This is a genomic window from Sphingopyxis sp. HIX (assembly GCF_001468285.1).
Taxonomy (GTDB): Bacteria; Pseudomonadota; Alphaproteobacteria; order Sphingomonadales; family Sphingomonadaceae; genus Sphingopyxis.
The window spans coordinates 52,245-78,268 of the sequence record NZ_LNSB01000013.1 but is presented as its reverse complement, the minus strand read 5'-3'; the positions used below and the strand labels follow the sequence as shown (position 1 = coordinate 78,268).

Annotated in this window: 26 protein-coding genes and 1 tRNA gene; 16 read left to right on the top strand and 11 right to left on the bottom strand. The window is 67.2% G+C overall.

The genetic code is table 11. From position 1 onward, the window contains the following. Positions 1 to 14: 14 nt before the first annotated feature. The 3 genes from ATE62_RS23585 to ATE62_RS08395 all read left to right on the top strand — a co-directional run bounded on the left by ATE62_RS23585 (position 15) and on the right by ATE62_RS08395 (position 2,881). Positions 15 to 164, top strand: coding sequence for a hypothetical protein (locus ATE62_RS23585; protein WP_156420388.1), 150 nt, complete (start codon positions 15 to 17; stop codon positions 162 to 164). A gap of 246 nt (positions 165 to 410) precedes the next feature. Then, positions 411 to 1,799 carry a DEAD/DEAH box helicase gene (locus ATE62_RS08400; RefSeq protein ID WP_058806344.1) on the top strand — a complete coding sequence of 463 codons (1,389 nt, stop codon included), beginning with the start codon at positions 411 to 413 and terminating at the stop codon, positions 1,797 to 1,799. 50 nt (positions 1,800 to 1,849) lie between these two features. Next, positions 1,850 to 2,881, top strand: coding sequence for an alpha/beta fold hydrolase (locus ATE62_RS08395; protein ID WP_058806343.1), 1,032 nt, complete (start codon positions 1,850 to 1,852; stop codon positions 2,879 to 2,881). Here the strand turns inward: ATE62_RS08395 and ATE62_RS08390 are convergent. The 9 genes from ATE62_RS08390 to uvrB form a co-directional block, all read right to left on the bottom strand. Next, entirely contained in the window at positions 2,835 to 3,587 is a 753-nt protein-coding gene (locus ATE62_RS08390; RefSeq protein WP_058806342.1) for an alpha/beta fold hydrolase, read from the bottom strand. The two genes, ATE62_RS08395 and ATE62_RS08390, sit on opposite strands and share 47 nt — an antisense overlap. A gap of 50 nt (positions 3,588 to 3,637) precedes the next feature. After that, the gene (locus tag ATE62_RS08385; RefSeq protein WP_058806411.1) at positions 3,638 to 3,886 is read right to left on the bottom strand and encodes a hypothetical protein; all 249 of its coding nucleotides are present in this window, start codon (positions 3,884 to 3,886) and stop codon (positions 3,638 to 3,640) included. Between the two features lie 266 nt (positions 3,887 to 4,152). Then, complete coding sequence (locus ATE62_RS08380; protein WP_058806341.1) at positions 4,153 to 5,235, bottom strand: helix-turn-helix transcriptional regulator; 1,083 nt, start codon at positions 5,233 to 5,235, stop codon at positions 4,153 to 4,155. An 82-nt stretch (positions 5,236 to 5,317) separates the two neighbouring features. After that, positions 5,318 to 6,823 (bottom strand): S10 family peptidase, encoded by a 1,506-nt coding sequence (locus ATE62_RS08375; RefSeq protein ID WP_058806340.1) that lies wholly within the window; start codon positions 6,821 to 6,823, stop codon positions 5,318 to 5,320. Positions 6,824 to 6,919: 96 nt separating this feature from the next. After that, positions 6,920 to 7,804 carry a hypothetical protein gene (locus ATE62_RS08370; protein WP_058806339.1) on the bottom strand — a complete coding sequence of 295 codons (885 nt, stop codon included), beginning with the start codon at positions 7,802 to 7,804 and terminating at the stop codon, positions 6,920 to 6,922. 112 nt (positions 7,805 to 7,916) lie between these two features. After that, the gene (locus ATE62_RS08365) at positions 7,917 to 8,207 is read right to left on the bottom strand and encodes an addiction module antidote protein (RefSeq protein ID WP_058806338.1); all 291 of its coding nucleotides are present in this window, start codon (positions 8,205 to 8,207) and stop codon (positions 7,917 to 7,919) included. Next, positions 8,182 to 8,544 (bottom strand): type II toxin-antitoxin system RelE/ParE family toxin, encoded by a 363-nt coding sequence (locus tag ATE62_RS22830; RefSeq protein ID WP_058806337.1) that lies wholly within the window; start codon positions 8,542 to 8,544, stop codon positions 8,182 to 8,184. Before ATE62_RS22830 ends, ATE62_RS08365 begins: the two co-directional genes overlap by 26 nt. 145 nt (positions 8,545 to 8,689) lie before the next feature. After that, on the bottom strand, positions 8,690 to 9,658 hold the full coding sequence (locus tag ATE62_RS08360) for a Gfo/Idh/MocA family protein (RefSeq protein WP_058806336.1): 969 nt from the start codon (positions 9,656 to 9,658) through the stop codon (positions 8,690 to 8,692). A gap of 7 nt (positions 9,659 to 9,665) precedes the next feature. After that, entirely contained in the window at positions 9,666 to 11,852 is a 2,187-nt protein-coding gene (gene uvrB, locus ATE62_RS08355) for an excinuclease ABC subunit UvrB (protein ID WP_058806335.1), read from the bottom strand. A gap of 59 nt (positions 11,853 to 11,911) precedes the next feature. Between uvrB and ATE62_RS08350 the strand changes: the two genes are divergently transcribed. The 12 genes from ATE62_RS08350 (at position 11,912) to ATE62_RS08295 (ending at position 22,931) form a co-directional block, all read left to right on the top strand. Next, complete coding sequence (locus ATE62_RS08350; protein ID WP_156420387.1) at positions 11,912 to 12,484, top strand: DUF3617 domain-containing protein; 573 nt, start codon at positions 11,912 to 11,914, stop codon at positions 12,482 to 12,484. Positions 12,485 to 12,496: 12 nt separating this feature from the next. Then, a complete protein-coding gene (locus ATE62_RS08345) occupies positions 12,497 to 12,898 on the top strand; it encodes a VOC family protein (RefSeq protein ID WP_058806334.1) in 402 nt (133 codons plus the stop codon). 68 nt (positions 12,899 to 12,966) lie between these two features. Further along, a complete protein-coding gene (locus ATE62_RS08340) occupies positions 12,967 to 13,488 on the top strand; it encodes a hypothetical protein (RefSeq protein ID WP_058806333.1) in 522 nt (173 codons plus the stop codon). A 484-nt stretch (positions 13,489 to 13,972) separates the two neighbouring features. After that, on the top strand, positions 13,973 to 15,772 hold the full coding sequence (locus ATE62_RS08335) for a tetratricopeptide repeat protein (RefSeq protein WP_058806332.1): 1,800 nt from the start codon (positions 13,973 to 13,975) through the stop codon (positions 15,770 to 15,772). 233 nt (positions 15,773 to 16,005) lie between these two features. Continuing rightward, complete coding sequence (locus tag ATE62_RS08330; protein WP_003039428.1) at positions 16,006 to 16,242, top strand: acyl carrier protein; 237 nt, start codon at positions 16,006 to 16,008, stop codon at positions 16,240 to 16,242. Positions 16,243 to 16,425: 183 nt separating this feature from the next. Then, positions 16,426 to 17,685: a beta-ketoacyl-ACP synthase II gene (fabF, locus tag ATE62_RS08325; RefSeq protein WP_058806410.1), complete on the top strand. Its 1,260-nt coding sequence runs from the start codon at positions 16,426 to 16,428 to the stop codon at positions 17,683 to 17,685. A gap of 313 nt (positions 17,686 to 17,998) precedes the next feature. Beyond that, positions 17,999 to 18,916: an endolytic transglycosylase MltG gene (mltG, locus tag ATE62_RS08320; RefSeq protein ID WP_082662685.1), complete on the top strand. Its 918-nt coding sequence runs from the start codon at positions 17,999 to 18,001 to the stop codon at positions 18,914 to 18,916. 22 nt (positions 18,917 to 18,938) lie between these two features. Then, positions 18,939 to 20,075: a Kelch repeat-containing protein gene (locus ATE62_RS08315; RefSeq protein ID WP_156420386.1), complete on the top strand. Its 1,137-nt coding sequence runs from the start codon at positions 18,939 to 18,941 to the stop codon at positions 20,073 to 20,075. Between the two features lie 4 nt (positions 20,076 to 20,079). Then, complete coding sequence (locus ATE62_RS08310) at positions 20,080 to 20,832, top strand: alpha/beta fold hydrolase (RefSeq protein WP_058806329.1); 753 nt, start codon at positions 20,080 to 20,082, stop codon at positions 20,830 to 20,832. Between the two features lie 230 nt (positions 20,833 to 21,062). Further along, positions 21,063 to 21,548 (top strand): 2'-5' RNA ligase family protein, encoded by a 486-nt coding sequence (locus ATE62_RS08305; protein WP_058806328.1) that lies wholly within the window; start codon positions 21,063 to 21,065, stop codon positions 21,546 to 21,548. A gap of 61 nt (positions 21,549 to 21,609) precedes the next feature. After that, positions 21,610 to 21,686 (top strand) — tRNA-Met (locus tag ATE62_RS08300). A gap of 219 nt (positions 21,687 to 21,905) precedes the next feature. Beyond that, positions 21,906 to 22,931 carry a formylglycine-generating enzyme family protein gene (locus tag ATE62_RS08295; RefSeq protein ID WP_082662684.1) on the top strand — a complete coding sequence of 342 codons (1,026 nt, stop codon included), beginning with the start codon at positions 21,906 to 21,908 and terminating at the stop codon, positions 22,929 to 22,931. A gap of 66 nt (positions 22,932 to 22,997) precedes the next feature. Here ATE62_RS08295 and ATE62_RS08290 read toward each other — a convergent pair whose 3' ends face one another. Further along, complete coding sequence (locus ATE62_RS08290) at positions 22,998 to 23,735, bottom strand: sulfite exporter TauE/SafE family protein (RefSeq protein WP_269433339.1); 738 nt, start codon at positions 23,733 to 23,735, stop codon at positions 22,998 to 23,000. A gap of 257 nt (positions 23,736 to 23,992) precedes the next feature. Here ATE62_RS08290 and ATE62_RS08285 point away from each other — a divergent pair, with 257 nt between their 5' ends. Then, the gene (locus tag ATE62_RS08285) at positions 23,993 to 24,469 is read left to right on the top strand and encodes an MgtC/SapB family protein (RefSeq protein WP_058806325.1); all 477 of its coding nucleotides are present in this window, start codon (positions 23,993 to 23,995) and stop codon (positions 24,467 to 24,469) included. Positions 24,470 to 24,475: 6 nt separating this feature from the next. Here ATE62_RS08285 and ATE62_RS08280 read toward each other — a convergent pair whose 3' ends face one another. Further along, on the bottom strand, positions 24,476 to 26,020 hold the full coding sequence (locus ATE62_RS08280) for an AMP-binding protein (RefSeq protein ID WP_058806324.1): 1,545 nt from the start codon (positions 26,018 to 26,020) through the stop codon (positions 24,476 to 24,478). Positions 26,021 to 26,024: the final 4 nt, after the last annotated feature.

Here is a 26,024-nt window from a genome sequence, read left to right as displayed (position 1 = left end):
GCGGAGACGCGGGGATGAAAATTGCGCGCAGAGGCGCACAGATCGCAGAGGGAAAAGAAAATAGCGGCAAAGCCGCCAATCAGCCCTTTTTTCCGCGCCTCCGCGTGAACCAAATCTCGGCGAGCTCTGCGCCTTTGCGCGAATCCTTTTCCTTCTTCCCGTGATACCCAAGCAATAATCTTGCAATTTCGCGCAACCCATGCCATATGTTGTGCAGCGCAGCATGGCGGGCTTCCCCGCCGCAACCACCGGCAGCGTGATTTTCCCGCCCGCTTTCAGGTGCGGGACGAGCCGGACCGGCGCTTTGTCCCCAGAGGCACCCTTTCACGCGGGTCGTTTCGAACCCGCGGCCGTGCGCCGTCCGTTCGACGCGAACGGACGCTGTGCGCGTCGCCCATTGTGAGTATCTTATGACGACTTTTAACGACTTTGGCCTGCACGCCGACATCAACCGTGCGCTCGCCGCCAAGGATTATACCCAGCCGACCCCGATCCAGATGCAGGCGATCCCGCCGCTGATGAAGGGCCGCGACCTGTGCGGCATCGCGCAGACCGGCACCGGCAAGACCGCGGGCTTTTCCTTGCCCTCGATCCATCACCTGATCACCTATCCGCACAAGACCAACCCGCGCAGCTGCCGCATGCTCGTGCTCGCGCCGACGCGCGAACTCGCCGCGCAGATCGCGCAGAGCTGCCGCGACTATGGCCGCTTCACCAAGCTGCGCGTCTCGACCGTCTTCGGCGGCGTGCCGATCAACAAGCAGATCCGCGACCTTAGCCAGGGCGTCGAAATCCTCGTCGCCACGCCGGGCCGCCTGCTCGACCTGATCGACCAGCGCGCGCTGCGCCTCGACGATGTCGAGATCTTCGTCCTCGACGAGGCCGACCAGATGATGGACATGGGCTTCATCCACTCGCTGCGCCGCATCGCCAAGCTGCTGCCGTCGCGCCGCCAGAATCTGTTCTTCTCGGCGACGATGCCGAAGGAAATCGCGCATCTCGCCGAACAGTTCCTCGAGGATCCGGTGACCGTGTCGGTGACGCCGCAGGCGACCACCGCCGAAAAGATCCGCCAGTTCTCGACCTTCGTCGAACAGAAGGAAAAGCAGGCGCTGCTCCACCACGTCATCAAGACGTCGGACATCGACCGTGCCTTGATCTTCACGCGCACCAAGCATGGTGCCGACCGCGTCGTCCGCCACCTGAAGGGTGCGGGCATCGAAGCCTATGCGATCCACGGCAACAAGAGCCAGGCGCAGCGCACCACCGCGCTCCAGGCCTTCCGCTCGGGCCAGGTGCGCCTGCTCGTCGCGACCGACATCGCCGCGCGCGGCATCGACGTGTCGGGGGTCAGCCATGTGATCAACTTCGAGATCCCGAACGTGCCCGAACAATATGTCCACCGCATCGGCCGCACCGCGCGCGCCGGTGCCGAGGGCATCGCGATCAGCTTCGTCGCCCCCGACGAGCGCACCTATCTTCGCGATATCGAGCGCGTCACCCGGACCAAGTCCGAACCGATGGCGCTGCCCGAGGGTTTCAACGAACTCGTGCGCAACCTGCCCAAGCCCGCGGCCCCGCCGCGCGACACCGGCAGCAAGGGCCGCAACCCGCAGCGCCAGCGCGACGACGCGCTCGCCGGGCGCGGCGAGGGCAATCGTGGCAACGGTCAGCCGCGCGGCGACCGTGGCCCGCGCCGCGACGGCGCCGCCGACGGCCAGCCGCAGCGCAAGCGGCGCTTCCGCCCCCGCGGCGGCAAGGTCGGTGCGCACAAGGGGGCGGTCAAGCGCGTCGGTTGACGCGCCCCGCCTCCGGTCCTTAGTGTCTCCCCAGGGTCTGGGGAGGCACGATGAGCGACGACGACGAATATGAGCCGCTGCCGCCGCGCCCGATGATGCGGCGCAAGCGCGTGCTGATCCCGCTCGGGCTGCTGCTCGCGCTCCTCGCCGCCTTTCTGTGGCTCCGCACGCCCGACACCGACCGCGACGCGATGATCGCCAAATATGGCGGCCCCGCGGCGACCTTCGTCGCGGGCCCCGCCGGCCAGCGCATCCACTACCGCGATCAGGGCAAGCGCGACGGCCCCGCGATCATCCTGCTCCACGGCTCGAACGCCAGCCTCCACACCTGGGAGCCGCTGGTGAAGCGGCTCGGCGCCGACTACCGGGTCGTCACGCTCGACCTGCCCGGCCACGGCCTCACCGGCGGCACCCCCGACAAGGATTATGGCGCCGACGGCATGGCCGCGGCGGTCGACGTCGTCGCGGCGAAGCTCGGGCTCGACCGCTTCGTCCTCGGCGGCAATTCGATGGGCGGCTGGGTCGCGTGGCGCTATGCGCTCGGCCATCCGGGCCGCGTCGACGCGCTGCTGCTGCTCGACGCTAGCGGCATGCCGCTGCGCAAGGGCGAGAAGCGCCCCGAATCGAACATCGGCTTCCGCGTGCTCGAATATCCGCTCGGCCGCTGGCTCGCGACGCGGATCACCCCGCGCATGCTCGTCGAACAGTCGCTGCGCGGCTCGGTCGAAAAACAGGGCATCGTCGACGAGCCGATGATCGACCGCTATTGGGAATTGCTCCGCTTCCCCGGCAACCGCGAGGCGACGGTGCTGCGCGCGCGTTTGGACCGCGAACCCGCGATGGCGGCGCGGGTGGGGGAGATCAAGGCGCCCACGCTGATCCTCTTCGGCAAGCAGGACAAGCTGATCAACGCGACCGCCGCCCAGACCTTCCACGAGCGGATCGCGGGGTCGGAAGTCGTCTTGCTCGACGGCATCGGTCATCTGCCGATGGAGGAAGCCCCCGATGCGACCGCCGCGGCGATCGCCGACTTCCTCAAGCGGCGGCTTGTGCCCGCGCCGGCTGGTCCAGAAACGAACTGATCCGCGTCGAAATCGCCGCCGCATGGGTGAAGGGGAAGAGGTGCGACCCCGGCACCACCTCCAGCTCCGCGCCGTCGATCAATTCGGCGATCGTCTGGCCGTGGCACGCGGGCACGACGCCGTCATTCTGCCCCATCAGGATAAGAGTCGGCACGCCCCTCAGCTGCGGCAGCAGCGGCGCGCTCGTCCAGCCCGCCATCGCCATGCTCTGATAGGCGAGCCCCAGCGGCGTCGCGGTCGGCAGCTTGAGCCCGCTCGCCAGCATGTCGTCGTCGAGCAGCGCCGCCCAGCCGATCCCCGGCGCCGCGACGCTCGGCGTCGTCGCCATCAGCACCAGCCGGCGCACGCGCCCCGGAAACTGCACCGCAATCTGCTGCGCCAACGCGCCGCCCCAACTGAACCCCGCGAGGTCGACCTGCTGCTGGCCCATTCGGCTGGCGATTTCCATCACCACCGCGGCCATCGTCGGCGCGCCATAGGGGATCAGGGCGTCGGGCGAGCCGCCGACGCCGGGCATGTCGAGCGTCCACACCTCGCGCCCCACGATCTGTGCGAGCAGCGGCGCCGCCGCGCCGATATCGGCGCCGATGCCGTTGAGGAACAGCAAAGGCGTGCCCGGCGCCCCGACGCGCCAGCGCGCGACGCGCAGCGTCAGGCCATAGACATGTTCTGTGCTGAGGACGGGCTTGCCGCTGATCCTGCTCATGGCCCGTGCCTTGGCAGTTTTTGGTGACCGGCGAAAGTCCGCTTTGGTCGTCAGGCGGGCTGCTGCGCCGCCGCCGCCTCGCGCTCGGCCTTTTCGTAGCGCAGGCAGTCGAAGATCTTCGCCCCCGCCAGGAACACCGAGCCGCTGCACGCGAGCAGCAGCAGCTTGCCGCCGAACCCTGGATATTCGTCGATATAGATCATCCCGCGCGCGATCGCGCCGACGCCGAGCGCATAGATGATGAGGCAAGCCTCGAACTTGGTCTTGATGACGAACAGGCGTCCGATTTTCTTCAGCATCACCATTTATCCAGCAAGAGCCGTGCCAGTGACGCAAATCGGGGATTCACCGCCGCGGGCTTATGGTAAACTGTAAATTAACTCGACAGCCGAGGGAAGGGGCGGCGCGATTTCCGCGTGCCCGAAACGAAAAGCGGCACCCCCGCATCGCTGCCGGAGTGCCGCTGACTGACGTCCCAGGGTCGCAGAAGGGCCGGCAGTTGCAGGCCTTATCGATGCCCTGGACGCTGCCCGCATCCTTCATATGGAGGATGGATCGCGATTTCTCAGTGCGGCGTCGTGACCGCGATCCGCGCGAGCAGCGACGCGAGATCGGCCTGCCGCGTACAGCCGGTCTTTTCGAGCACGCGGCTCAGCTGGCTGCGCACCGTGCTGATCGCGACATCGCCCGCCGCGGCGATCGCCTCGGGGGTTTCGCCGCCCGCGATCCCCGTGGCGACGCGCGCTTCCGACGGGGTCAGGTCGAATAGCGAGCGCATCAGCGTCGCCGACGGCGCACGCTCCGAGGCGACGGGGACCAGCAGCATCAAGGCGTAGGAGTCGCCGAACACATCGTGCGCGCTGCGCCGCACCGGGACGATATGCGCGACCAGCTCGGGCTGCCCCGACGCGCCGCGGATCGGGAAGGACCGCACTATGCTCTCACCGCCCTGCGCCAGCCCCGCGAGCGCGTCGGTCAGGATCGCATCGGCTTTCCTGTCGTTCAGCCGCAGCCGCCCCTTGGCACCCCAGACGATCTGCCCGGCGACGGCGTCGGTCATGGCGCTCGCCTCGGCCACCTCGCCGGCGTCGCTGAGCAGGAAGGCGGGCAGTTGCAGCGCCGCGAGCGCCTCGGTCGCGCCCTGCGCGCGCTTCAGCTGCAGGCGCGCGCTGACCAGCGCGCTGCGTGCCAGATGCGGGCGGATGCCGTTCAGCCGCGCGACATTCTCGGGCTCGATCGGCCCGCCGTCGAACGCGCGTTCGACGCTGAAGACGATATTGTCGCCGGTGGGCAAATGCAGCCCTGTTCCCGCCGACCAGCCGAGCCCGCGCGGGCGAAAGAAGTCGCGGTACACCGGATCGGCGCTCAGCTGCTCCTCATCCCAGAAATCATGCTCGACGAAGAAGGACGGCGCCTCCTGGCTCATGATGCAGACGCGGCGGCTGCATTTCCCGAACCAGCCGTCGTTGACATAGGCGTCGAAGGCGTCGGCGACGCTCTCCGACGCGGTCCAGTGCAGCGCCTTGCGCGCTGAGAAGAGCAGCCCCCCGGTCGACTGCGCGAGCGCCGCGACATCGTCGAGCACCGTCGGCCATGCCTCGGGAACCACCGAGCATTCGTAGATCCGGTCGATCAGGTCGTCGTGCATGCGGGCCCCCCGGCGCGATGAGGGGCCATTGTCCGCGGATGGGCGCGAAATGCAAGGGGGAGGAGGGCGGCTCGCTCTCCGCTCACCGCGCCCGGATAAACGCCCGCACGTCCTCGGACAATTTATGCCGGTCTTCGTCGCGGATATACATCATGTGGCCCGCGCCATAGTAGGTGTAGTGGATGCGGTCCTGCGGGATGCCGGTGCGCGAGAGCGCATATTCGGCGGCGAAAAAGGGCGTCGCGAAATCGTACCAGCCCTGCGCGACCAGCACCTTCAGTCCGCTATTCTCGCGCAGCGCCTGCCCGATATAGGGCGCGACGTTGAGGTACGCGTTGGTGTCGCGCCCGCCGATACGCCAGTCCCATTGCCCGCCGATGCCGCCGATCGATTGATATTCGCGGTCGGTCTTGAAGCCGAGGCCGTCGCGGCTCCAGCTGTTGATCGCGGCCGTATACGACGCGTCGATGCCATAGAAGCTGGGGTCGTTGTCGGGGCCTTCGCCGGCATTGTCATAATCCTTGCCGGTATAGCGGCTGTCGAGGCGCCCGACGGTCAGCCCGCGGTCGCGCAGCAGTTCCTTGTAGAAGCGGCTGGGGGTGACGCGCAGGTCGGCCTGTTCGAGATAGGTTTCGGAGAGGCCGGTGAAGCGCGCGAGGTCGCGGCGGATCGCGGCGCGTTCCTCGCCCTGCAATTTCTGGCCCTTGAGCAGCGCGGTGGCATAGGGGCCGATCGCCCATTGCCGCGCTTCCTCGGCAAAGGCCTCGGGCGACGAACCCTGCGCCTTGCCGTGGTAGAGCGCGGTGACCGCCATCGAGGGCAGGTTGGTGATCGGCGACAGTTCATTGCCCGGGGTGTCGGCGCCCGCCGCGAAATCGAGCACGGTCGAGATCAGGATGATCCCGTTGAGCGCGACATCGTTATAGGTGTCGTTCATCAGCTCGTTGGCGACCGCCGCCGAGCGGGTGGTGCCATAGCTTTCGCCGCCGAGATATTTGGGGCTGTTCCAGCGGCCATTGTCGTTGAGCCACAGCCGGATGACCTGCGCGACCAGCTTCGCGTCCTGCGTGACGCCGTAATAATCCTTGGGGTCGGCCTTGCCGATCAGGTGCGAGAAGCCGGTGCCCGGCGGGTCGATGAACACCACGTCGGTGACGTCGAGCAAGGCGTCGGGATTGTCGACGATGGGGTATGGCGGGGCGCCGTCGTCGACCCCGGTGCCGGGAATCGCGACGCGCTTGGGCCCAAAGGCGCCCATCATCAGCCACACGGTGCCCGAGCCCGGGCCGCCGTTGAACAGAAAGGTCACCGGCCGGTTCGGGTCGCGCGGTTCCTTGACATAGGAGGTGGTGACCACCGCCACCTCGGGCACGCCGTCCTTGTTCTTGATGATCGTCTCGCCGATCGTCGCGGCATAGTTGATGCGCTGGCCGCCGAAGGTGCCGCTGAGCTTGGTGGTGCGGACCTGCGGGCTAACGTCGGCGGGCTTCTCGGCCTTCGCCTCGTCGGCAGGCGCATCCTGCGCGTGGACGGCGACAGGCGCGGCGAAGGCAAGCGCCAGGGTGATGAGCGACGGACCCGATTTCATTGGATATTTCTCCCCGGTTGAGGCGCGGACGCTAGGCCGCGCAAGGGGAGGGGGCAAGGGCGCTGGTCGGTCTCGAAAGACTATTGGTCGAAGCGGTCAGCTGCCCGTCTTGCGAAAGACGATCACCGGCGCGGTCCTGGCGCCGGGCTGGTCGCTGATGTGGCGGGTGCCACGCTTCGTCGCGCCGTCGGGCCACAGCACCTGATAGACGAAGCGCCCGGCATAGGGGAAGGCGGTGCCGGTCTGGACCTCGTTCCAGCGGCACGCCGTCCGGTCCCACGGATCGCCCTGCTTGCGCAGGCAAACGTTGAACGCAAAGGCGTCGATCATCCAGATTTCGCCGCCGTCGGGGCTGGTGCGAAAGGTCGGGCGGACGTCCTCGCGCCCGTCGGCGCATATCGTCATCGACGCGACGATCGGCGGCTTCTTCGGCGCCAGCCTGCGCCGTTCGGCGTTCAGCCGCTGCGTCAGGCCGAGGTCGAGATAGCCGTTTTCGGCGGTCGCACCGAGCGCCTCGGCGTCGGGGTCGGCGAGCGAGGGCGGCTCGGGCGCCGCCGCGCTCGCCGCATCGCCATGCTCCTCGATCCTTTCGCGTTCATAGGCCGCGAGCGTTTCGGCATAGACGGCTTCGGGATAGCCGAGCCGCGCCATCTCGGCGCGCAGCCGCGCCACCTCCAGCGCCAGTTCGCCCCATCGCTGCGTCTCGGGATCGAGGTCGTCATAATAGTCGGGTTGCAGCACGCAGCCCTGCTTTTCCGCGTCGGTGACGTCATAGACCTCGCCCTTTCCGTTCGGCGAAGGTATGAGCATCTCGTCGAGCGGCCGCGGATATTCGGCGACATAGGCTTCGGCCCCGAGCCGCGCTTCATAATAGCCCGGCGGGTACCAGGGCTGGCGCGGTGTCTTCGCTTCGATCGCCGCGAGCTCCGCCGGGGTCCGCAATTGCTGCGCGCGGGCATCCGGAGCAGCGGTCGCCGCCAAGGGAATAAGCGCGAATAGCCGCCACGCCCGCTTCATACCGAGAACCCTCACCCGAAGGACGTCATTCTATGCTCGTTCGACGGGTTCCGCTACCTCTCGCTCGCGCTATGCCTCATGCCGCCTTCGGCTGCACCGACAGTTGCAGGCCCAGTGCATCCAGCACGGCCATCAGCGTTTCCAGGGTCGGATTGCCATTTTCGGAAAGCGCCGTGTAGAGCGCCTGCCGGCCCAGGCCTGTTTGACGCGCCAACTCGCTCATGCCCTTCGAGCGTGCGACATCGCCGAGTGCCCGAGCAATATGTTTCGGGTCATTCCCTTCCATCGCGGCTTCCAGATAGAAGCGGATGTCCTCGGGGGTCTCGATATGATTGGCCGGGTCAAAAGCTAATGTCTTCAATGCCATCGTCTGCTTCCTTTGCCAGTCGTTTGGCTTTCGCGATGTCGCGAGTCTGACTATCCTTGTCGCCGCCGTTCAACAGCAGGACGAGCGTGCTGCCTCGCCAGATGTAATAGATACGGTAACCGGGCCCGAAAGCCAGCCGCAGTTCCTGAACACCATCGCCGACAGGCTTCGTATCTCCCGCATTGCCCGACGCAAGGCGCCTCAGCCGATCGTCAATACGTAGCCGAACCCGCCGGTCGCGTAAGCCGACGATCCATCTGTCGAATTGGATCGTCTGCAGAATTTCAATATGTCCTGTATAAAGGACAGGCGAAGGATCGTCAATCGGTTCGTCCATGGGCGGTGATCCTTCCGCGGATCGCGTGCCCTGGAATTCTGGCGGCTGTTGTCGGCGCTAGCTAGCCGGCAGCGCGTCCGACTGGTCCCAAATGGATGCGATCGACGCTCCCATTTGACCTGGCCAGCGCGCCGAACTGGCTCCGTCAGCGCCGCGACAATATCCGGTCCATCACCCACGCCGTATGCGCCGCGCTTTCGCCGGTCGACGGATGCACGCCGCTGCCCGCGAGATGATCGCGCATTGCCTCGACGTGGAAATGCTGGATGACCGGCGGATGCTCGACCGCGGTTTCGACGACCTCGCCGTCGCGCACGCGCTGCAAGGGGGCATCGTCGAAGATCGAAAAGAGGATGCGGCCGCTGCTGCCGATGATCTCGACTTGGTCCTCGCGCTCGGCGGCGCCGAAATTCCAGGCGCCCGATCCCGTCACACCCCCGCGATGCAGCCAGCAGCCCGTCACCGCGTCGGCGGCGCTGTAGCGGCGCTGCTGGTTGACCGCGAAACCTGCGACGTCGCTGACCTCGCCGAAAAGCCACCCGAAAAGGTCGAGGCCGTGGCTTGCGAGGTCGTCGAAATAGCCGCCGGGCGCGATCGCGGCGTCGACGCGCCAGTTGGTCGCCTCGACATCGGCGGGGCTGGCGGGCTTGGTCAGCGTCCAGTGGACGTGGCGCACGGCCCCGATCGCGCCCTCGTCGAGCCAGGCCTTGACCTGCCGGAAGCGCGGGAGCGTGCGGCGATAATAAGCGACGAAGAGCGGCAAATCCCGCGCCGCAAAGGCATCGCGGATGCGGACGCAGGCGGCGTGGTCGGGCGCCATCGGCTTTTCGATGCAGCAGGGCTTGCCCGCGCGCGCGACCTCGAGCGCATAGGCCTCGTGGCTATCGGGCGGGGTCGCGATATAGACGGCGTCGATGTCGTGCGAATGGATCAGCGCCCCGGCGCTGGCGAAGACATGCGGCACCCCGTGGCGCGCGGCATAATCCTCGGCCTTCGTTAAAGTGCGGTTGAACACGCCGTGGAGCGCGAAGCCCTCGACCTGCCGATAGGCGGGGCCGCTCTTGCGCTCGGTCACGTCGCCGCAGCCGATCATCCCCCAGCGGACGAGGGTCATCGCGCTGTCACCGTCCCCATTTGGTCTTGCTCTGCTTGCCGAAGCGGCCTTTGCGGGTGCCCGGCTTGCCTTCGTTCGAGCGCCCGACGCGCGGTGCGACCTGCTCGTCGGGGGGCAGGCCGAGTTCGTCGGCCTCCAGCTTGCGGATTTCGTCGCGCAGGCGCCCGGCCTCCTCGAACTCGAGGTCGGCGGCGGCGTCGCGCATCTTCTTTTCGAGCTCCTGGATATAGGCGCGGAGGTTGTGTCCGACCATATGCGCGGGCTTGTCCTCGCCGATGTCGATCGTCACGCCGTCCTTTGATGCGACATGCGCGATGATGTCGCCGATGTTGCGCTTGATCGTCGTCGGGGTGATGCCGTGCTCGGCGTTATAGGCTTCCTGCTTTTCGCGGCGGCGGTCGGTTTCGCGCATCGCGCGTTCCATGCTGCCGGTGATGCGGTCGGCATAGAGGATCACGCGGCCGTCGACGTTGCGCGCGGCGCGGCCGATCGTCTGCACGAGGCTGGTCTCGCTGCGCAAAAAGCCTTCCTTGTCGGCGTCGAGGATCGCGACGAGCCCGCATTCGGGGATGTCGAGCCCTTCGCGCAGCAGGTTGATCCCGACGAGCACATCGAATACCCCGAGCCGCAGGTCGCGGATGATCTCGATGCGTTCGAGCGTCTCGACGTCGCTGTGCATGTAGCGGACCTTGAGCCCTGCCTCGTGCAGGAACTCGGTGAGGTCCTCGGCCATGCGCTTGGTGAGCGTGGTGACGAGGGTGCGGTAGCCCGCCGCGGCGGTCGCCTTCGCCTCCATGATCAGGTCGTCGACCTGCTCCTCGACGGGCTTGATGAACACCGGCGGGTCGATGAGGCCGGTCGGGCGGATCACCTGTTCGGCGAAGACGCCCTGCGTGCGGTCCATTTCCCAGGTGCCGGGGGTTGCCGAGACGCTCACCGTCTGCGGGCGCATCATGTCCCATTCGGAAAAGCGCAGCGGCCGGTTGTCGATGCACGAGGGCAGGCGGAAGCCATATTCGGCAAGCGTGATCTTGCGGCGATGGTCGCCCTTCGACATCGCGCCGATCTGCGGGATCGTCTGGTGGCTCTCGTCGACGAAGAGCAGGGCGTTGTCGGGCAGATATTCGAACAGGGTCGGCGGCGGCTCGCCGGGGAGGCGGCCGGTCAGGAAGCGGCTGTAATTCTCGATGCCCGCGCAGCTGCCCGTGGCGGCGATCATTTCGAGGTCGAAATTGGTGCGCTGTTCGAGCCGCTGGGCCTCGAGCAGCCGGCCCTCGGCCTCGAGTTCCTTGAGGCGCTCGGCGAGCTCGTGGCGGATCGCTTCGGTCGCCTGCTTCAGCGTCGGACCCGGGGTCACATAGTGAGAGTTCGCATAGATGCGGATATAGTTGAGGCTCGCGATCTTCTTGCCCGTGAGCGGGTCGAACTCGGTGATCTCCTCGATCTCGTCGCCGAAGAAGCTGACGCGCCACGCCATGTCCTCATAGTGCGACGGGAAGATTTCGAGGCTGTCGCCGCGAACGCGGAAATTGCCGCGCGCGAACGCCTGGTCGTTGCGCTTGTACTGGAGCGCGACGAGCTTGCGAATGATCTCGCGATTGTCGGCGACCTGGCCCTTCTTGAGGTCGAAGATCATCGCCGAATAAGTCTCGACCGAGCCGATGCCGTAGAGACACGACACCGAGGCGACGATGATGACGTCGTCGCGCTCGAGCAAGGCGCGCGTCGCCGAGTGGCGCATGCGGTCGATCGCCTCGTTTACGCTCGACTCTTTCTCGATATAGGTGTCGCTGCGCGGCACATAGGCCTCGGGCTGGTAATAGTCGTAATAGCTGACGAAATATTCGACCGCATTGTTCGGGAAGAAGCTCTTGAACTCGCCATAGAGCTGCGCCGCGAGGATCTTGTTCGGGGCGAGGATCAGCGCCGGGCGCTGCAGCTCGTCGATGACCTTCGCCATGGTGAAGGTCTTGCCCGACCCGGTGACTCCGAGCAGCACCTGGTCGCGCTCGCCGTCGCGCGCGGTCGAGACCAGTTCCTTGATCGCCGTCGGCTGGTCGCCCGCGGGCTCATAGTCGCTGACCAGCTCGAAGCGTTTGCCGCCCTCGACCTTGTCGGGGCGCGCGGGGCGGTGGGGGACATAATCGGCCGCGGTGTCGATTTCGTCGAGCGAGGTGCGAATCTGAATTGCCATTGCTGCCAATATGGTGAGGATGGAGCCGGTCCACAATCGGACTCGACAGGGGAAATGCCATGAAAAAGACTTTGATGCTGGCGATCGCGAGCAGTCTCGTCCTCGCCGCGTGCGGCGACAAGGCGGCAAAGGACGGCGAGGCCGGCAAGACGGCGTCGAACGAGCCCCCCGAACTGCGCCAGCCGGGCAGCTGGGGCCAGAAGATCGAGATCGTCAAGCTCGAGGGCGACGACGTCACCCCCGAGGCCAAAGCGCAGATGCAGCAGATGTTCTCGATGCTCAGCGGCATGACCGTCTGCCTGACCCCCGAAGCCGCGAAGCAGGAGGACATGGCCAAGAACCTGTCCGAAATGGGCTCGAAGGGCGAGAATTGCACCTTCGACAAGAAGGTCTTCAGCGGCAAGACCGTCGATTTCTCGGCCACCTGCAAGGGCGATGGCGGCAAGTCGATGAAGATGAGCGCGACCGGCACCAGCGGCGCCACCGCGCAGGACATCACGATGACGATCCTCGCCAACAAGGCTGACGGCAGCAAGGAAGGCGAGATGGTCATGCGCATCACCGCCGAGCGCAAGGGCGAATGCGGCCCGAACGACATCACGCCGCCGAACCCGCCCGCCGCCAAGAGCTGATCGGAAACGCCCATGCTCGGTTATGTGACCATGGGCGCCGACGACCTCGACCGGGCACGCGGATTTTATTCCGCGCTGCTCGGGACGATCGGCGCTAGCGAACTGATGCGCATGTCGGACACCGAGGCCAACGGCTTCACGCTGTACGGCACCGGCTGGGGCCAGCCGGGGATCGCGGTGACGCGGCCCTATGACGGCCAGCCCGCGGATCGCGGCAACGGTCATATGGCGGCGCTCGTCGTCGACGAGCGCGCCAAGGTCGATGCCCTCCACGCCAAGGCGCTCGAACTCGGCGGCAGCTGCGAAGGTGCGCCGGGGGTGCGCGGCGACGAGGGCGATCAGGCCTTTTACGCCGCCTATTTCCGCGATCCCGACGGCAACAAGCTCTGCGCCTTCCGGATCGGCCCGGCCTGAGCGCCGCCGCCTGGATCGGGCAGCGTTGGGCGCCGCTGCTCGTCGGACTCGCCGCGGGGCTGGTCGCGGTGGCGGCTGCGCTGGTCGCGGGGCAGGGCGCGCCGCAGGAAGCCCTGCTCGCCGCGCGCTGGACGGCGCGCACCGCGGCACCGGTCTTCCTCGTCGCCTATCTCGCCTCGACCCTGTGGCGGCTGTGGCCGGGCGCTCTCACCGCCGCGCTGCTCAAGCGCCGCCGCCAATGGGGGCTCGGCTTCGCGCTCGCGCACAGCATCCATCTCGCGGCGCTGCTGGTGAACATCATTGCCTTCCGCCCGCGGCCCGCCGCAACGCTGATCGGCGGTGGGCTTGCCTATGCGCTGATCTACCTGATGGCGCTCACCTCGAACGACGCGTCGCAGCGGCTGCTCGGGCGGTGGTGGAAATGGCTGCACAGGATCGGCATCCACTATATCTGGCTGATCTTCACCATCAGCTATGCGAGCCGGGCGGTGCACGCCGACCCGGCCTATCACGTCGAAGGTCGCATATTGGCACCGCTCTTCCTTGCCGCGCTCGGCCTGCGGCTCTATGCGCGGCTTGGGCGCCGTTGACGCGCCGGCAACAGCGATGGGTGCGTGACGATTTTCGGGATGGCGGTGGCGGTGGACTTGCCGGGCGGAAAAACGGGTGGGGCCATTTTTCCGCCCGGCGAAGTCGCTGTGTATGAAGCCGGAGGACCATGCGACAAGTGCCAGGGACCAGCTCGCACCCGTCGGCCTTCCGACCTCAATTCGTCATACCGAACCAAGGCCCGGACCAGACGGCGACGTCACGAGGACGTCACCACGATCAAGGGATGCCCGAAATGGGACAACAAGATGAGTTACATCGGGTCACGTAGCGGGTTGTCGCAATCCGTTAGGAAATTATTAACCTCGTTTCCGCTTTTTGCGCCGCTATTTGGCGCTCACGCAATTTTATGTTATGAAGACTGGCTCAGTTGTTACCGTTACAACGAAGTGACAACGGCTGGTCGCGCCCAGTTATTGGCGTATCTACCGCGCAGCAGCTCGCTTGGGGGCATTTGGGGGTAGTATGGACCGGACGAAGCCGAGCGCTGAGCAGCAGGAAGGCGATGCCGACAGGATCATAGCCGACGAACTCGCGCGCCTGCTCGACTCGCCGCTGTTCGTGCGTTCGCCGGTGCTCACACGCCTGCTGCAATATCTCGCCGACCATCGGCTGCAGGGCAACCGCACCGCGCCCAAGGCCTATGCGATCGCGACCGAGGCGCTCGGACGTAGCGCCGATTTCGACCCCGCCGTGGACAGTTACCCCCGCGTCATGGTCGGCCGGCTGCGCAACCTGCTCGACCGTTATTATGCCGAGACGCCATGGCTTCACCGGCTGCGCGTGCCGCAGGGCAGCTACGAGATCGTCGTCCAGCATCGCGCCGCGCCGCCGGCGGCGCGCGGCGGTGACGCGGGCGAGGCGGTGCGCGAAGGCCATCCGGCCGGCGAAGCCGGTGCGTCCGCGCCCGGCGGCGTGACACCGGTGCCGCCCTCCACGGCGCGTCCCGCGGGGGCGCCGCGGCAGCCCGGCCTGCTCCTGTGGCTCGGCTTTGCCGCGGCGCTCGCGCTCGCGGCTTTCGCCGGCTGGTGGTTCGCGCATTCGGGCCGCCCGTTGCTCGGCGGCGATTCCGTGCCGATGCCGACGCTCGAGCTCAGCGCGCCCGCGTCGGGCGACAGCGGGCCGTCGCGGGCGATGGCGCGCGGGCTCGACGGAAAATTGCGCGACGGCTTCCGGCGCTTCGAGCTGGTCCAGCTCCTCGCCTCGCGTCCGGCCGGTGCGACGGGACCGCGCCAGCGTGCCGACTATCGCCTCGACGCCTTGCTCGTGCGCCGGCTGGAAGGCGGCGCGGTCGATGTGACCCTCGTGCTCAACCGCGTCGCCGACGAGCGCGCCATCTGGTCGCAGCAGATCCGCGTGGACGCGGACGACATCCCCGAATTCACCGGGCTCGAACCCGCGATTGCCCGAGTGGCCGGCGACTATGGCGTCATCGTGCGCGACCAGCTGCAGCGCGAGCCCGACAATTATGCCACCGGCTTCCCCTGCCTCGCGCAGTTCAACCGCCTGCGCCAGATGCGCAATCCCGCCACCGCCGCGCGCGTCGACCGCTGCCTGCGCGCGACGATCGCCGACATGCCGCAGGATGCGGTGCCGCTGAACGCGCTGTCGCTGCTCCGCTTCGGCGACTGGCAGCAGCGCCGCGCGACGGCGGAGGGCAAGGAAGCCTATGCCGAGGGGCAGGAACTGGCGCGGCGTGCCTATAGCGTCGGGCCGAACAGCGCGGCGGGGCTGTTCGCGATGTCGCGCGCGCATTTCTATGGAGGCGACTGCCAGCGCGGGATCGGGCAGGGCGGCGCGGCGCTCGCGCTCAATCCCTATGATGCCGACCTCACGGGCTTTTTCGGATTATTCAACACCTCGTGCGGCCGCGCGGACGAGGGCGAGGCGCTGCTCACGCGGTCGGTCATGCTCGACGATTCGCACGCGGGGGTTCCCGCGGTGACGCTCGCCTTTATCCATTCGCAGCGCGGCGAGCAGGCCGAGGCGCTGGCGTTGCTCGACCGCATGCCCTCGCCCAGCAACCTCGAGCCGCAATATCTGATGGTGCGTGCGATCGTGCTGGCGCGGATGGGCGAGGTCGACCAGGCGCGCGGCCTCTGGCGGCGCCTGCTCGACTATACCGGCCAGCCTGCGAACGCGCCACCCGAGACGGTGCTGCGTCAGTTCATGATCACGCCCGCGGTGATCGCGCGCGCTTCGATGGCGCTGCGCGAATCCGGCGTGGTGGGCCCGCGCCCCGCGACCGCCAAGGCGACCGATTGACGGCGCATCCGCCCGCGGCGGTTCGATCTTGAACCGGGGCAGGGCATTGCCTATTTCGTCACGCAGGTGCCGGAGGGGCAGAAAGGGAAGCGGTCGGCCCATAGCGCCGCAGAGGAGGCATTGGTCGATACCGCACGCGCCGGGCACCCCGACGCCAGCCCTCTTGCCAGCCCCGCTGGCGCGCACTAGGGCAAATTTCAACATTCACGGCTTAGTCAGAAAAGGAATAGCGCATGAGCGATTCGGCCGAAAAGGTTAAGAAGATCGTCGTCGAACATCTGGGCGTCGAAGCCGACAAGGTCACCGAGGAAGCGAGCTTCATCGACGATCTGGGCGCCGACAGCCTCGACATCGTCGAACTGGTGATGGCGTTCGAAGAAGAATTCGGCGTCGAAATCCCCGACGACGCGGCGGAAAAGATCGCCACCGTCAAGGACGCGATCGACTATATCGAAGCGAACAAGGGCTGATCCGCCCTGTCCGGCGTTGCCGGACGTGGCGGCGACGCCGCCCACGCGTTTCCGGCTTCCCGGTCCCGAGCGCTCGCGCGCAGAGACCGGGAAGCTTTTTTTATGCGCCAAGCTTCATTAGAAGCGCGCCGACCGAAGTGATGCGGGTTTCTGCGGGGGCGGGAACCGACGAAAGGAATGTTTATGCGCCGGGTTGTGGTGACGGGTCTGGGTCTGGTGACGCCGCTGGGTGGCGACGTCGAGACCACTTGGGCCAATCTGATCGCCGGGAAATCGGGCGCGGGCCCGATCACCCATTTCGACGCGTCGGACCAGAAATGCACCATCGCCTGCGAGGTGAAGGGCCCCGACCATGAATATGGTTTCGATCCCGGCAAGCGCGTCGACCACAAGGTCCAGCGCCAGGTCGACCCCTTCATCATCTTCGGCATCGACGCCGCGGGCCAGGCGCTCGAAGACGCCGGCCTTACCGACATGCCCGAGGAACTGAAGGTGCGTGCCGGCTGCTCGATCGGCTCGGGCATCGGCGGCCTGCCGGGCATCGAGAGCGAGAGCCTACTGCTCGCCGAAAAGGGCCCGGGCCGCGTCAGCCCGCACTTCGTCCACGGCCGCCTGATCAACCTGATCTCGGGCCAGGTCAGCATCAAATATGGCCTCAAAGGTCCGAACCACGCGGTCGTCACCGCCTGCTCGACCGGCGCGCATTCGATCGGCGACGCCGCGCGGATGATCCGCGACGACGATGCCGACATCATGCTCGCGGGCGGCGCCGAGGCGACGATCTGCCCGATCGGCATCGCGGGCTTCGCGCAGGCGCGCGCGCTCAACATGACCTACAACGACCGGCCGGAGCAGGCGAGCCGCCCCTATGACAAGGACCGCGACGGTTTCGTGATGGGCGAGGGCGCGGGCGTGGTCGTGCTCGAGGAATATGAGCATGCCAAGGCGCGCGGCGCCAAGATATACGCCGAAGTCGTCGGCTATGGCCTGTCGGGCGACGCGTACCACGTCACCGCGCCCGATCCCGAAATGGACGGCGCCTTCCGCTCGATGAGCGCGGCGCTGAAGAAGGCGGGCATGACCCCCGCCGACATCGACTATATCAACGCGCACGGCACCTCGACGATGGCCGACACGATCGAACTCGGCGCGGTGAAGCGCCTGTTCGGCGATGCGATGGGCAATGTGTCGATGAGCTCGACCAAGTCGGCGATCGGCCATCTGCTCGGCGGCGCGGGCGCGGTCGAGACGATCTTCTGCATCCTCGCGATCCGCGACCAGATCGTCCCGCCGACGCTGAACCTCGACAATCCCGACGAGGGCACCGAGGGCGCCGACCTCGTCCCCAAGGTCGCCAAGAAGCGCACGGTCAAGGCCGCGCTCAACAACAGCTTCGGCTTCGGCGGCACCAACGCCAGCCTGATCGTCAAGGCGGTCGATTGACACTTAATCCTCCCCGCGGCGAAGCCGTGGGGAGGGGGACCGTTCGCGAAGCGAATGGTGGAGGGGTCAGCGACGTAGCGCTACCGCCCCTCCGTCAGCGGCTGCGCCGCTGCCACCTCCCCATGGCTTCGCCACAGGGAGGATTAAAACCTCTTTCCTACATTATCCCGCCATGCTTTACCCCTCGGCACGACCCGCCGGGTGACTGGCGTTAAGGCGACAAAGGAGACAGTTTCGATGCGTGCGTGCGTATCCTTTGTCTCCTTAAGCGCCGATTGGAGAGATTAGCGTGCATCCGTTCCGCTGGCTGACGATGGCGATTCTCGCTCTCCTCCTCGCCGCCTGCTCGGGCGGCGCACCGAAGGATGCCGAGGTCGTGATTCCGCAAGGCGCGAGCATAGCCAAAGCGGGCGAGATCCTCGAAAAGGCCGGGCTCGTCTCGGCCTCGAGCTTCCGCAACGAGGCGCGCTTCTTCGGTTCGTCGGACCCGATCAAGCCCGGCGAGTATAAGGTCGAAAAGGGGATGGACGCGGGCGACATCCTGGAACTCTTCCAGTCGGGCAAGACGATCCAGCGCCTCGTGATGATCCCCGAGGGCATGCCCTCGATCATGGTCTGGGACCGGCTGATGGCCGAAAAGCGCCTCAAGGGCGAAATTCCCGTGCCCGCCGAGGGCAGCATCCTGCCCGACAGCTACGCCTTCACCACTGGCGAGACGCGCGCCGCGGTGATCAAGCGCATGCAGGCCGCGATGGACAAGGCCTTCGACGAACTCTGGAAGAAACGCACCGCGCGAACCGCGGTCAAGGATCGCAATGAGGCCATCACATTGGCCTCGATCGTCGAAAAGGAAACCGGCGTCGCCGCCGAGCGCCGCACCGTCGCGGGGGTCTATACCAACCGCCTCGGCGTCGGCATGAAGCTCCAGGCCGACCCGACGATCATCTATCCGATCACCAAGGGCAAGCCGCTCGGCCGCCGCATCCTGCGCTCCGAGATCCAGGCGGTGAACGGCTACAACACCTACAGCATGGCGGGCCTGCCGCAGGGCCCGATTGCCAACCCCGGCAAGGCGTCGATTGCCGCGGTGCTCGACCCCGAGGCGAACGACTTCCTCTTCTTCGTCGCCAAGGGCGACGGCGGCCATATCTTCGCGCGGACGCTGTCCGAGCATAATGCCAATGTCCAGCGCTGGTACCAGCTGCGCCGCGACCGCGGGGAGATGGAGTAGCCGCGCGGAGGGAGGGATGCCGATGCGACGCCTGTTGGGACTATCCGCCGCGGCGTTTGCGCTCGCTGCCTGCATGAGCGGCGGCGGCGCGGCCGAGAAGGCGGCGAGCGACGTCCGTTTCGAGCAGGGCCCCGGCCTCGGCGCGCCGCGCGCGACGCACCAGCTGATCGCGGCGGGCGGCGGCACCTTGCTCGCCATCGGCGGCTGCGTCGAAGCGGGCTGCGAAGCCGGCCCCGCCAGCGCCACCGTCGACATCATCGAAGCGCCGGGCATGGCGGTCATAGCGACCGGGCGCCTGCTCGCGCCGCGCATCCAGCCCTCGGCGGCCGCGCTCGCCGATGGCCGGGTGCTGATCCTCGGCGGCTGGGTGAACGGCCGCGTGAGCGCCGCGACCGAAATCTTCGATCCCGCCACCGGGCGCTCGGTCGCCGGTCCCGCCTTGGCCGCGCCGCGCAACGCGCCGACCGTCGCCGCGCTCGCCGACGGCCGTATCCTGATCGCCGGCGGCTATGATGGCAGCGACGTCCGCACCGACGCCGAAATCTTCGATCCCGCGACGGGCAAGCTGACCCGCACCGGATCGCTCGCTGCCGCGCGCAGCGGCGCGACCGGCACCCTGCTGACCGACGGCCGTATCCTGATCGTCGGCGGCGGTCGCCCCGACCGCGAACCGCGCCGCGCCCTCGCCAGTGCCGAGATCTTCGACCCCGCAACCGGGCGCTTCGCCGCGGCAGGGAATCTCGCCGAGGGCCGCTACAAGCATGGCGCGGTGCGCCTCGCGAACGGCGACGTGCTCGTTGTCGGCGGCTCGGACATCCGCGACTATGGCGGCAAGCTCCGCTCGGTCGAGCGCTACGACGTCGCGGCGGGCCGCTTCGTCCCCGCGGGCCATCTCGCCGATCCGCGCTTCAAGATCGGCGACGGGCTGCTGCTGCTTCCCGGGGGCCGCGTCCTCGTCGCGGCGGGCGATAGCGCGCCCGAGATTTTCGACATCGCGACCGGCGCCGGTCGGCGGCTCGATTACGATCTCGGCGGCCAGTGGAATTATATGACGCTGGTCCGCGCCGATGCGAACACCGCCTTGCTCGCGGGCGGCTATCGCGAGGGACGGATCGAGCCGACCGCGCAAAGCTGGATCGTCCATCTGCCGAAGGGATAGCGCCATGACCACCGCGAAACTCTTTCTCCACGGCGTCCCCGACAGCCCGCTGATCTGGCAGCCCCTGCTTGCCGCGCTGGGGCTCGGCGACACGCCCGTCGCGGTTCCGGCGCTGCCCGGCTTCACCGGCCCGCTCCCCGCGGGCTTTGCCGCAACCAAGGAGGCCTATGCCGGCTGGGCGGTGGGGCAGGCCGAGGCCTTGGTCGCGCGGCACGGGCCGATCGATATCGTCGGCCACGACTGGGGCGCGCTGATCGCACAGCGCGTCGCGATGCTGCGCCCCGACCTCATCCGCAGCTGGGCGATTTCGAACGCGGTGATCGAGCCCGACTATCGCGGCCACCGCCTCGCGCGCATCTGGAACACGCCGATCCTCGGCGAGCTGTTCATGGCGCTGAGCAAGCCCGCCAAGCTCGCCGAGGGGCTCGCCGCCGCCGGCATGCCCGCCGACATCGCAGAGGAGGAAGCGGCGCAATGGGCGAACAAGGACAAGCGCCGCGCGATCCTCAAGCTCTACCGCTCGGCCAAGGGGCTGAGCTTCGCGCACGACTGGGCGCTCGACATCGCGAAGCTCCCCGCGAAGGGTGCACTGATCTGGGGCGAGGGCGATCCCTATGTCGATCTGTCGGTCGCGCAGCGCTATGCCGCGAACACCGGCACGCCGCTGACGGTGATCGAAAAGGCCGGCCATTGGGCCATCGCCGAGCGCCCCGATGCGGTCGCCGCGGCGCTGAAAGCGCATTGGAACAGCGGCTAAGGCCCGGATAATAATATGTCATCGCCTTATACGATTATTGTCATGCACTTTTTCGATTGGCGATTTTCCGCGGGATTAGCCATTTGGGTGGCGAGCGAGACAGAGTGTCCCATGGACGACGGCCATCCCCCTCCCGCTTGCCGCGCCCATCTTTGCTCGTGACAGGCGATCCGGTCATCCCCCCTCCCGACCGGGTCTCTGGCGCCGCGCCCATCATCGTGACTGCGACGATGGGTGCGGCCGACCAGCATCTCTTCGACACGCTCCGCACCGCAAATTTCCCGCCCGAGCGTAATCATCTCGCCGCGCATATCACGCTCTTCCACCAGCTCCCGCCCTCGGCGCTCGCCGAGCTCGAAGGCCTGATCCGCGCCATCGCCGCCGACACGCCCCCGCCCGCGGCGCGGCTGGCCGAGGTTTATTCGCTGGGGAACGGCACCGCCTTCCGCATCGACAGTCCCGAACTGCTCGAAATCCGTGCGCGCATCGCCGACCATTTTGCCGGCATGCTCACCGCGCAGGACCGCGGCACGCCCAAACTCCACATCACCGTCCAGAACAAGGTGACGGCGAAGGCCGCGCATGCCTTGCAGGCCGACCTCGCCCGCGATTTCCGCCCGCGCCCGCTGATCGTCGCGGGACTCGCCGCGCATCACTACCGCGGCGGCCCGTGGGAAAGCGCCTTCGCCCGCAATTTCCGGGGGCCGCGCAGATGATATTGACCAGACCCCGCCGCCTGCCTATAGGCGCTGCTCGCCCGCAGGGGCGGCCTTTCGGGGCGGAGTAGCTCAGCAGGTTAGAGCAGCGGAATCATAATCCGCGTGTCGGGGGTTCGAGTCCCTCCTCCGCTACCAGATATCTTTCAAGCATATCGATGGTATGGGTCTGCAAGGTGCAATTCGCCTGCAACCGCTCAACCCGTGGTGCTGCTCGCCTGCTTTGCTGTAGCGGCGGGAGCTTCCCGAGCGCGTACAATAGTGCCGGCCACGACCGCTTCCGCCCATTGACCGGCAAGACCTGTCCGTTCAGCTTGGGTTCGCCTGGTTCCCACAAATCATTCGCTGGTGATCTTCATGTCCTTCAAGCCTTCCGCATCCCTCGGCGCGCTGACGCTGACCGCCTCGCTCCTTGCTCTTTCCGCCTGCGGCGACGGCGCGGCGGGCGACGGCAAGCAGGTCGCCGCTGCCGCGACGCAACGCAAATGCCCGGCGATTGCCGACACGCCGGTCAAGCTTGCCGGCGGGACGTTCGAAATGGGCGAGGACGATGTCTATGACGAGGAAGGGCCGGTGCGCAAAACGACGGTCGCGGGCTTCTGGATCGACCCGCACGAGGTGACCAACCGGCAGTTCGCGGCCTTCGTCAAGGCGACCGGCTATGTCACCGTCGCCGAAAAGCCCGTCGATCCGAAGCAGTTCCAGGTTCCCGTCGAACAGATCCCGGCCGACATGCTGAAGGCGGGGTCGGCGGTATTCACACCGCCCGATTTCCCGTCGAATAATTACGCCGACTGGTGGAAATATGTCCCTGGCGCGAATTGGAAAAAGCCCCATGGGCCGACGGGACCCGATCAGGTGGCGAACGAGCCCGTCGTCCATCTCGCATGGGACGATATGGCCGCTTATGCCAAATGGGCGGGAGGACGCATCCCGACCGAGGCCGAGTGGGAATATGCGGCGAGCGCCGGCAAGCGGTCGAAAAATGTCCAGCCCGAAGAGGCGAACAGCTGGCAGGGCGCCTTCCCGAACTACAATGCCGAGAGCGACGGGTTCAAGGGTGTCGCGCCGGTCGGCTGCTACCAGCCCAACGCGAACGGCCTCTACGACATGGTCGGCAATGTCTGGGAAGTGACGTCGGATTTCTTCAAGCCGGGGCACAACCCCGACGACCAGGACAATCCGAAAGGCCCCGACGAAGGCTCGGCCTATGACCCGCTCAACCCCGGGATGCCGTCGCGCACCGTGAAGGGCGGCAGCTATCTCTGCGCACCAAACTATTGCCAGCGTTACCGCCCGGCCTCGCGGCAGGGCCGCGACCCCGGCCTCGGCACCAGCAATGTCGGCTTCCGTCTGGTCTACGATCGCGCGCCAACCGCCTGATGCTGGGCCGCCGCGCGTTCATCGGCACGGTGGCCGGGCCGTCCTGACCCTGGCCAGCCGGGCCGCTCAACCGCCGTAGGCGCGCAGGAAAAAGACGATGGTGGTGGCGCCGGTGATCAGCAGCGTCCAGACGCGGACGACGCGGTGGGTGAGCCGCTTGCCGACGATTGCCCCCAGCCAGCCGCCGACGATCGAGCCCAGCAGCATGGGCAGGCACGCCCACCACCAGACCATCGCGAAACCGATGAAAACCAGCGCCGCGGCGAGGTTCGCGACCGCCAGCATTGCGGTGCGGATCGCGAACAGCTCGCGCGGCTGGATATTGGCGAGCAGCCCGTAGAGCGCCGTGGTGATGAGCCCCACGCCGCCGCCGAAATAGCCGCCATAGATGCCGAGCAGCGCCTGTACCGCGACCAGCGTCGGCCGCCCGATCGTGACCCGCGCATGCAGCCAGTCGGCTGCGCGCTTGCCGAAAGCCATCATGACGAAGGCAAAGAGCAGCAACCATGGAATGAGGATGTCGAAGGTCTCGGTCGGCGTGAGCACGAGGAGCAGGCTGCCGACCAGCCCGAAGACGAAGGTCAGTGCCGCGAGCAACCGGACCGACAGGCCGGCAACCGGCCCGAGTTCGTTCCGATAGGCCCAGGCGCTCGTCCCCGCGCCGGGGAGGAGGGCGACATTCGAGGTGGCGTTGGCGATATTCGCCGGCAGCCCGAGCGCGATCAGCGCGGGCAGCGTCGCGAAAGTGCCGCCACCCGCTAGCGCGTTCATTGCGCCGCCAAGCAAGCCTGCACCAGCGGCCACGAATATCGTCCACGGATCGATCACCGGATTATTCCCATTATTGCGGCAGACGCGGCGCCGATGAAGGCATTATCCGGCGGGTGCGCCAAAGCCTTGAACAAACGTGCATCGCGCGTCGCGCCTCCTCAAGGCCACGGCCGTCCTTTGACGCCCACCCGAACGCGTGCGCCTCGGCTCGTTCGACAATCCTGTCAAGGTCGGTCATATCGGCACCGCCCGCGCGGAACCCTTCGCCTTCTGCCGCGCTATCCCCGGCGATGGAACTCAACGCGCCGATACTCGTCCACTGGATCGATCTGGACCTCCTGTCGCGGCTCGGGGTCGCCGCCGTGTTGGGTTTGCTGCTCGGGCTCGACCGCGAGGTGCGCGGGCACGAGGCGGGGTTTCGCACGCATGGGCTGATCTGCTTCGCCGCGGCGGCGATGACGGTGTCGATGATTTCGCTCTATGGCCAGATCGGCGGCGACCGCGCCGACCCGCTGCGTATCTTCGAGGCGACGGGCGCCTTCATCGGGATCATCGGGGCGGGACTGATCGTGTTCAGCAAGGGCGAGGTGAAGAACCTCACCACCGCGGCGCATCTGTGGCTCGCGGCGGTGATCGGGGTCGCGTGCGGTGCGGCGCAATGGCCGCTGGTGGCGATCGCAAGCGTGATCAGCTTTGTGATGCTGACCGTGCTGGGGTTCGTCGAGAGCTTCTGGGAGCGGCGGCGCGCGAAACCCGAGGAGGAGTGACGCGCTTCAGGCGTCGTTCGCCGCCGCCAGCTTCGCGGCGCGAATATCCTTCTTGAGCACCTTGCCGACCTTCGAGCGCGGCAGGTCGGGCCAGATTTCGAGCTCCTTGGGCGCCTTGACGCTGCCGATCGCGGCCTTCACCGAGGCGATGATCTCCTGCGGGTCGGCGTCCTGCCCGGCGCGCAGCTGGACCACGGCGCAGACGCGCTCGCCCCATTTGTCGTCGGGCAGGCCGAACACCGCGCCGTCCTGCACCGCGGGGTGCGCGAGCAGCGCCGCCTCGACCTCGGCCGAATAGACGTTGAAGCCGCCGGTGATGATCATGTCCTTGGCGCGGTCGACGATGAACAGGAAATTGTCGGGGTCGAGATAGCCGATGTCGCCGGTGCGGTGCCAGCCGTCCACGGTGGCTTCGGCGGTGGCTGTGGGGTTCTTGTAATAGCCGTCCATGACCAGGCTGCCGCGCACGACGATCTCGCCGCGCTCGCCCTGCGGCAGTTCGCGGCCCTCGCTGTCGAGGATCGCGACGCGGACGAGCGGACCGGGCTTGCCCGCAGAGGACAGGCGGTGGCGCGCGACCGAACCGTCGGGGTTCAGATGGTCCTTCGGCGCCATCATCGAGATCATCATCGGCGCCTCGGTCTGACCGAAGAGCTGCGCCATCACCGGGCCGAGCTTGGCGATCGCTTCCTCGAGCCGCGCGGGCGAGATCGGCGCGGCGCCGTACCAGAAGCAAAGCATGGAAGAGAGATCGGTCGCGGGCAGCGCCGGGTGGTCGAGCAGCATGTAGATCAAGGTCGGCGGCAGGAAGCTGTGCGTCGCGCCGTGGCGCGAGGCGAGCGCGAGAAATTCGCCGATGTCGGGATAGGGCATGATCACGACCTCGCCGCCGTGCGCCATGATCGGGAAGGTGAGCACGCCTGCCGCATGGGTGAGCGGCGCCATCGCGAGATAGACGGGGCGCCCCGCGAAGGGATAACCCATCAGCGTCAGCGCGGTCATCGCCTCGAGGTTGCGATTGGTCAGCATCACCCCCTTGGGGTGGCCCGTGGTGCCGCCGGTGCCGGGCAGCATCGCGAGGTCGCTGACGGGCGCCGCCGCGAAGGGACTGGCGTCGACGCCCGCCAGCCACTCGGCCAGCGACGGCGCGAAATCCTGTTCGGCGTCGAGGCAGACGAGCAGCTTCAACTTGGGCAATTGGCCGCGCAGTTCGTCGACGAGGTCGGCGAACTTCGAATGAAAGATCAGCGCGGTGCAGTCGAAATTGTCGAGCACATAGGCGTTTTCGGCCGCCTCGTTGCGCGGGTTGATCGGGCACCAGACCGCGGCGGCGCGCGAGATGGCGAAGACGCAGGCGAAGGCGGTGGGGTCGTTGCCCGACAGGATCGCGACATGCTGGCCGGGCAGGATGCCCGACGCGTCGAGGCCGCGCGCGACGCGGTGCGTCAGCGCCTGAACCTCGGCATAGGACAGGCTCTGCCCGTCCATCGTCAGGCAGGGCGCGTCGGCGCCGAGCGACGCCCCTTTGTCGAGCCAGTCGACCAACCGCATTGGT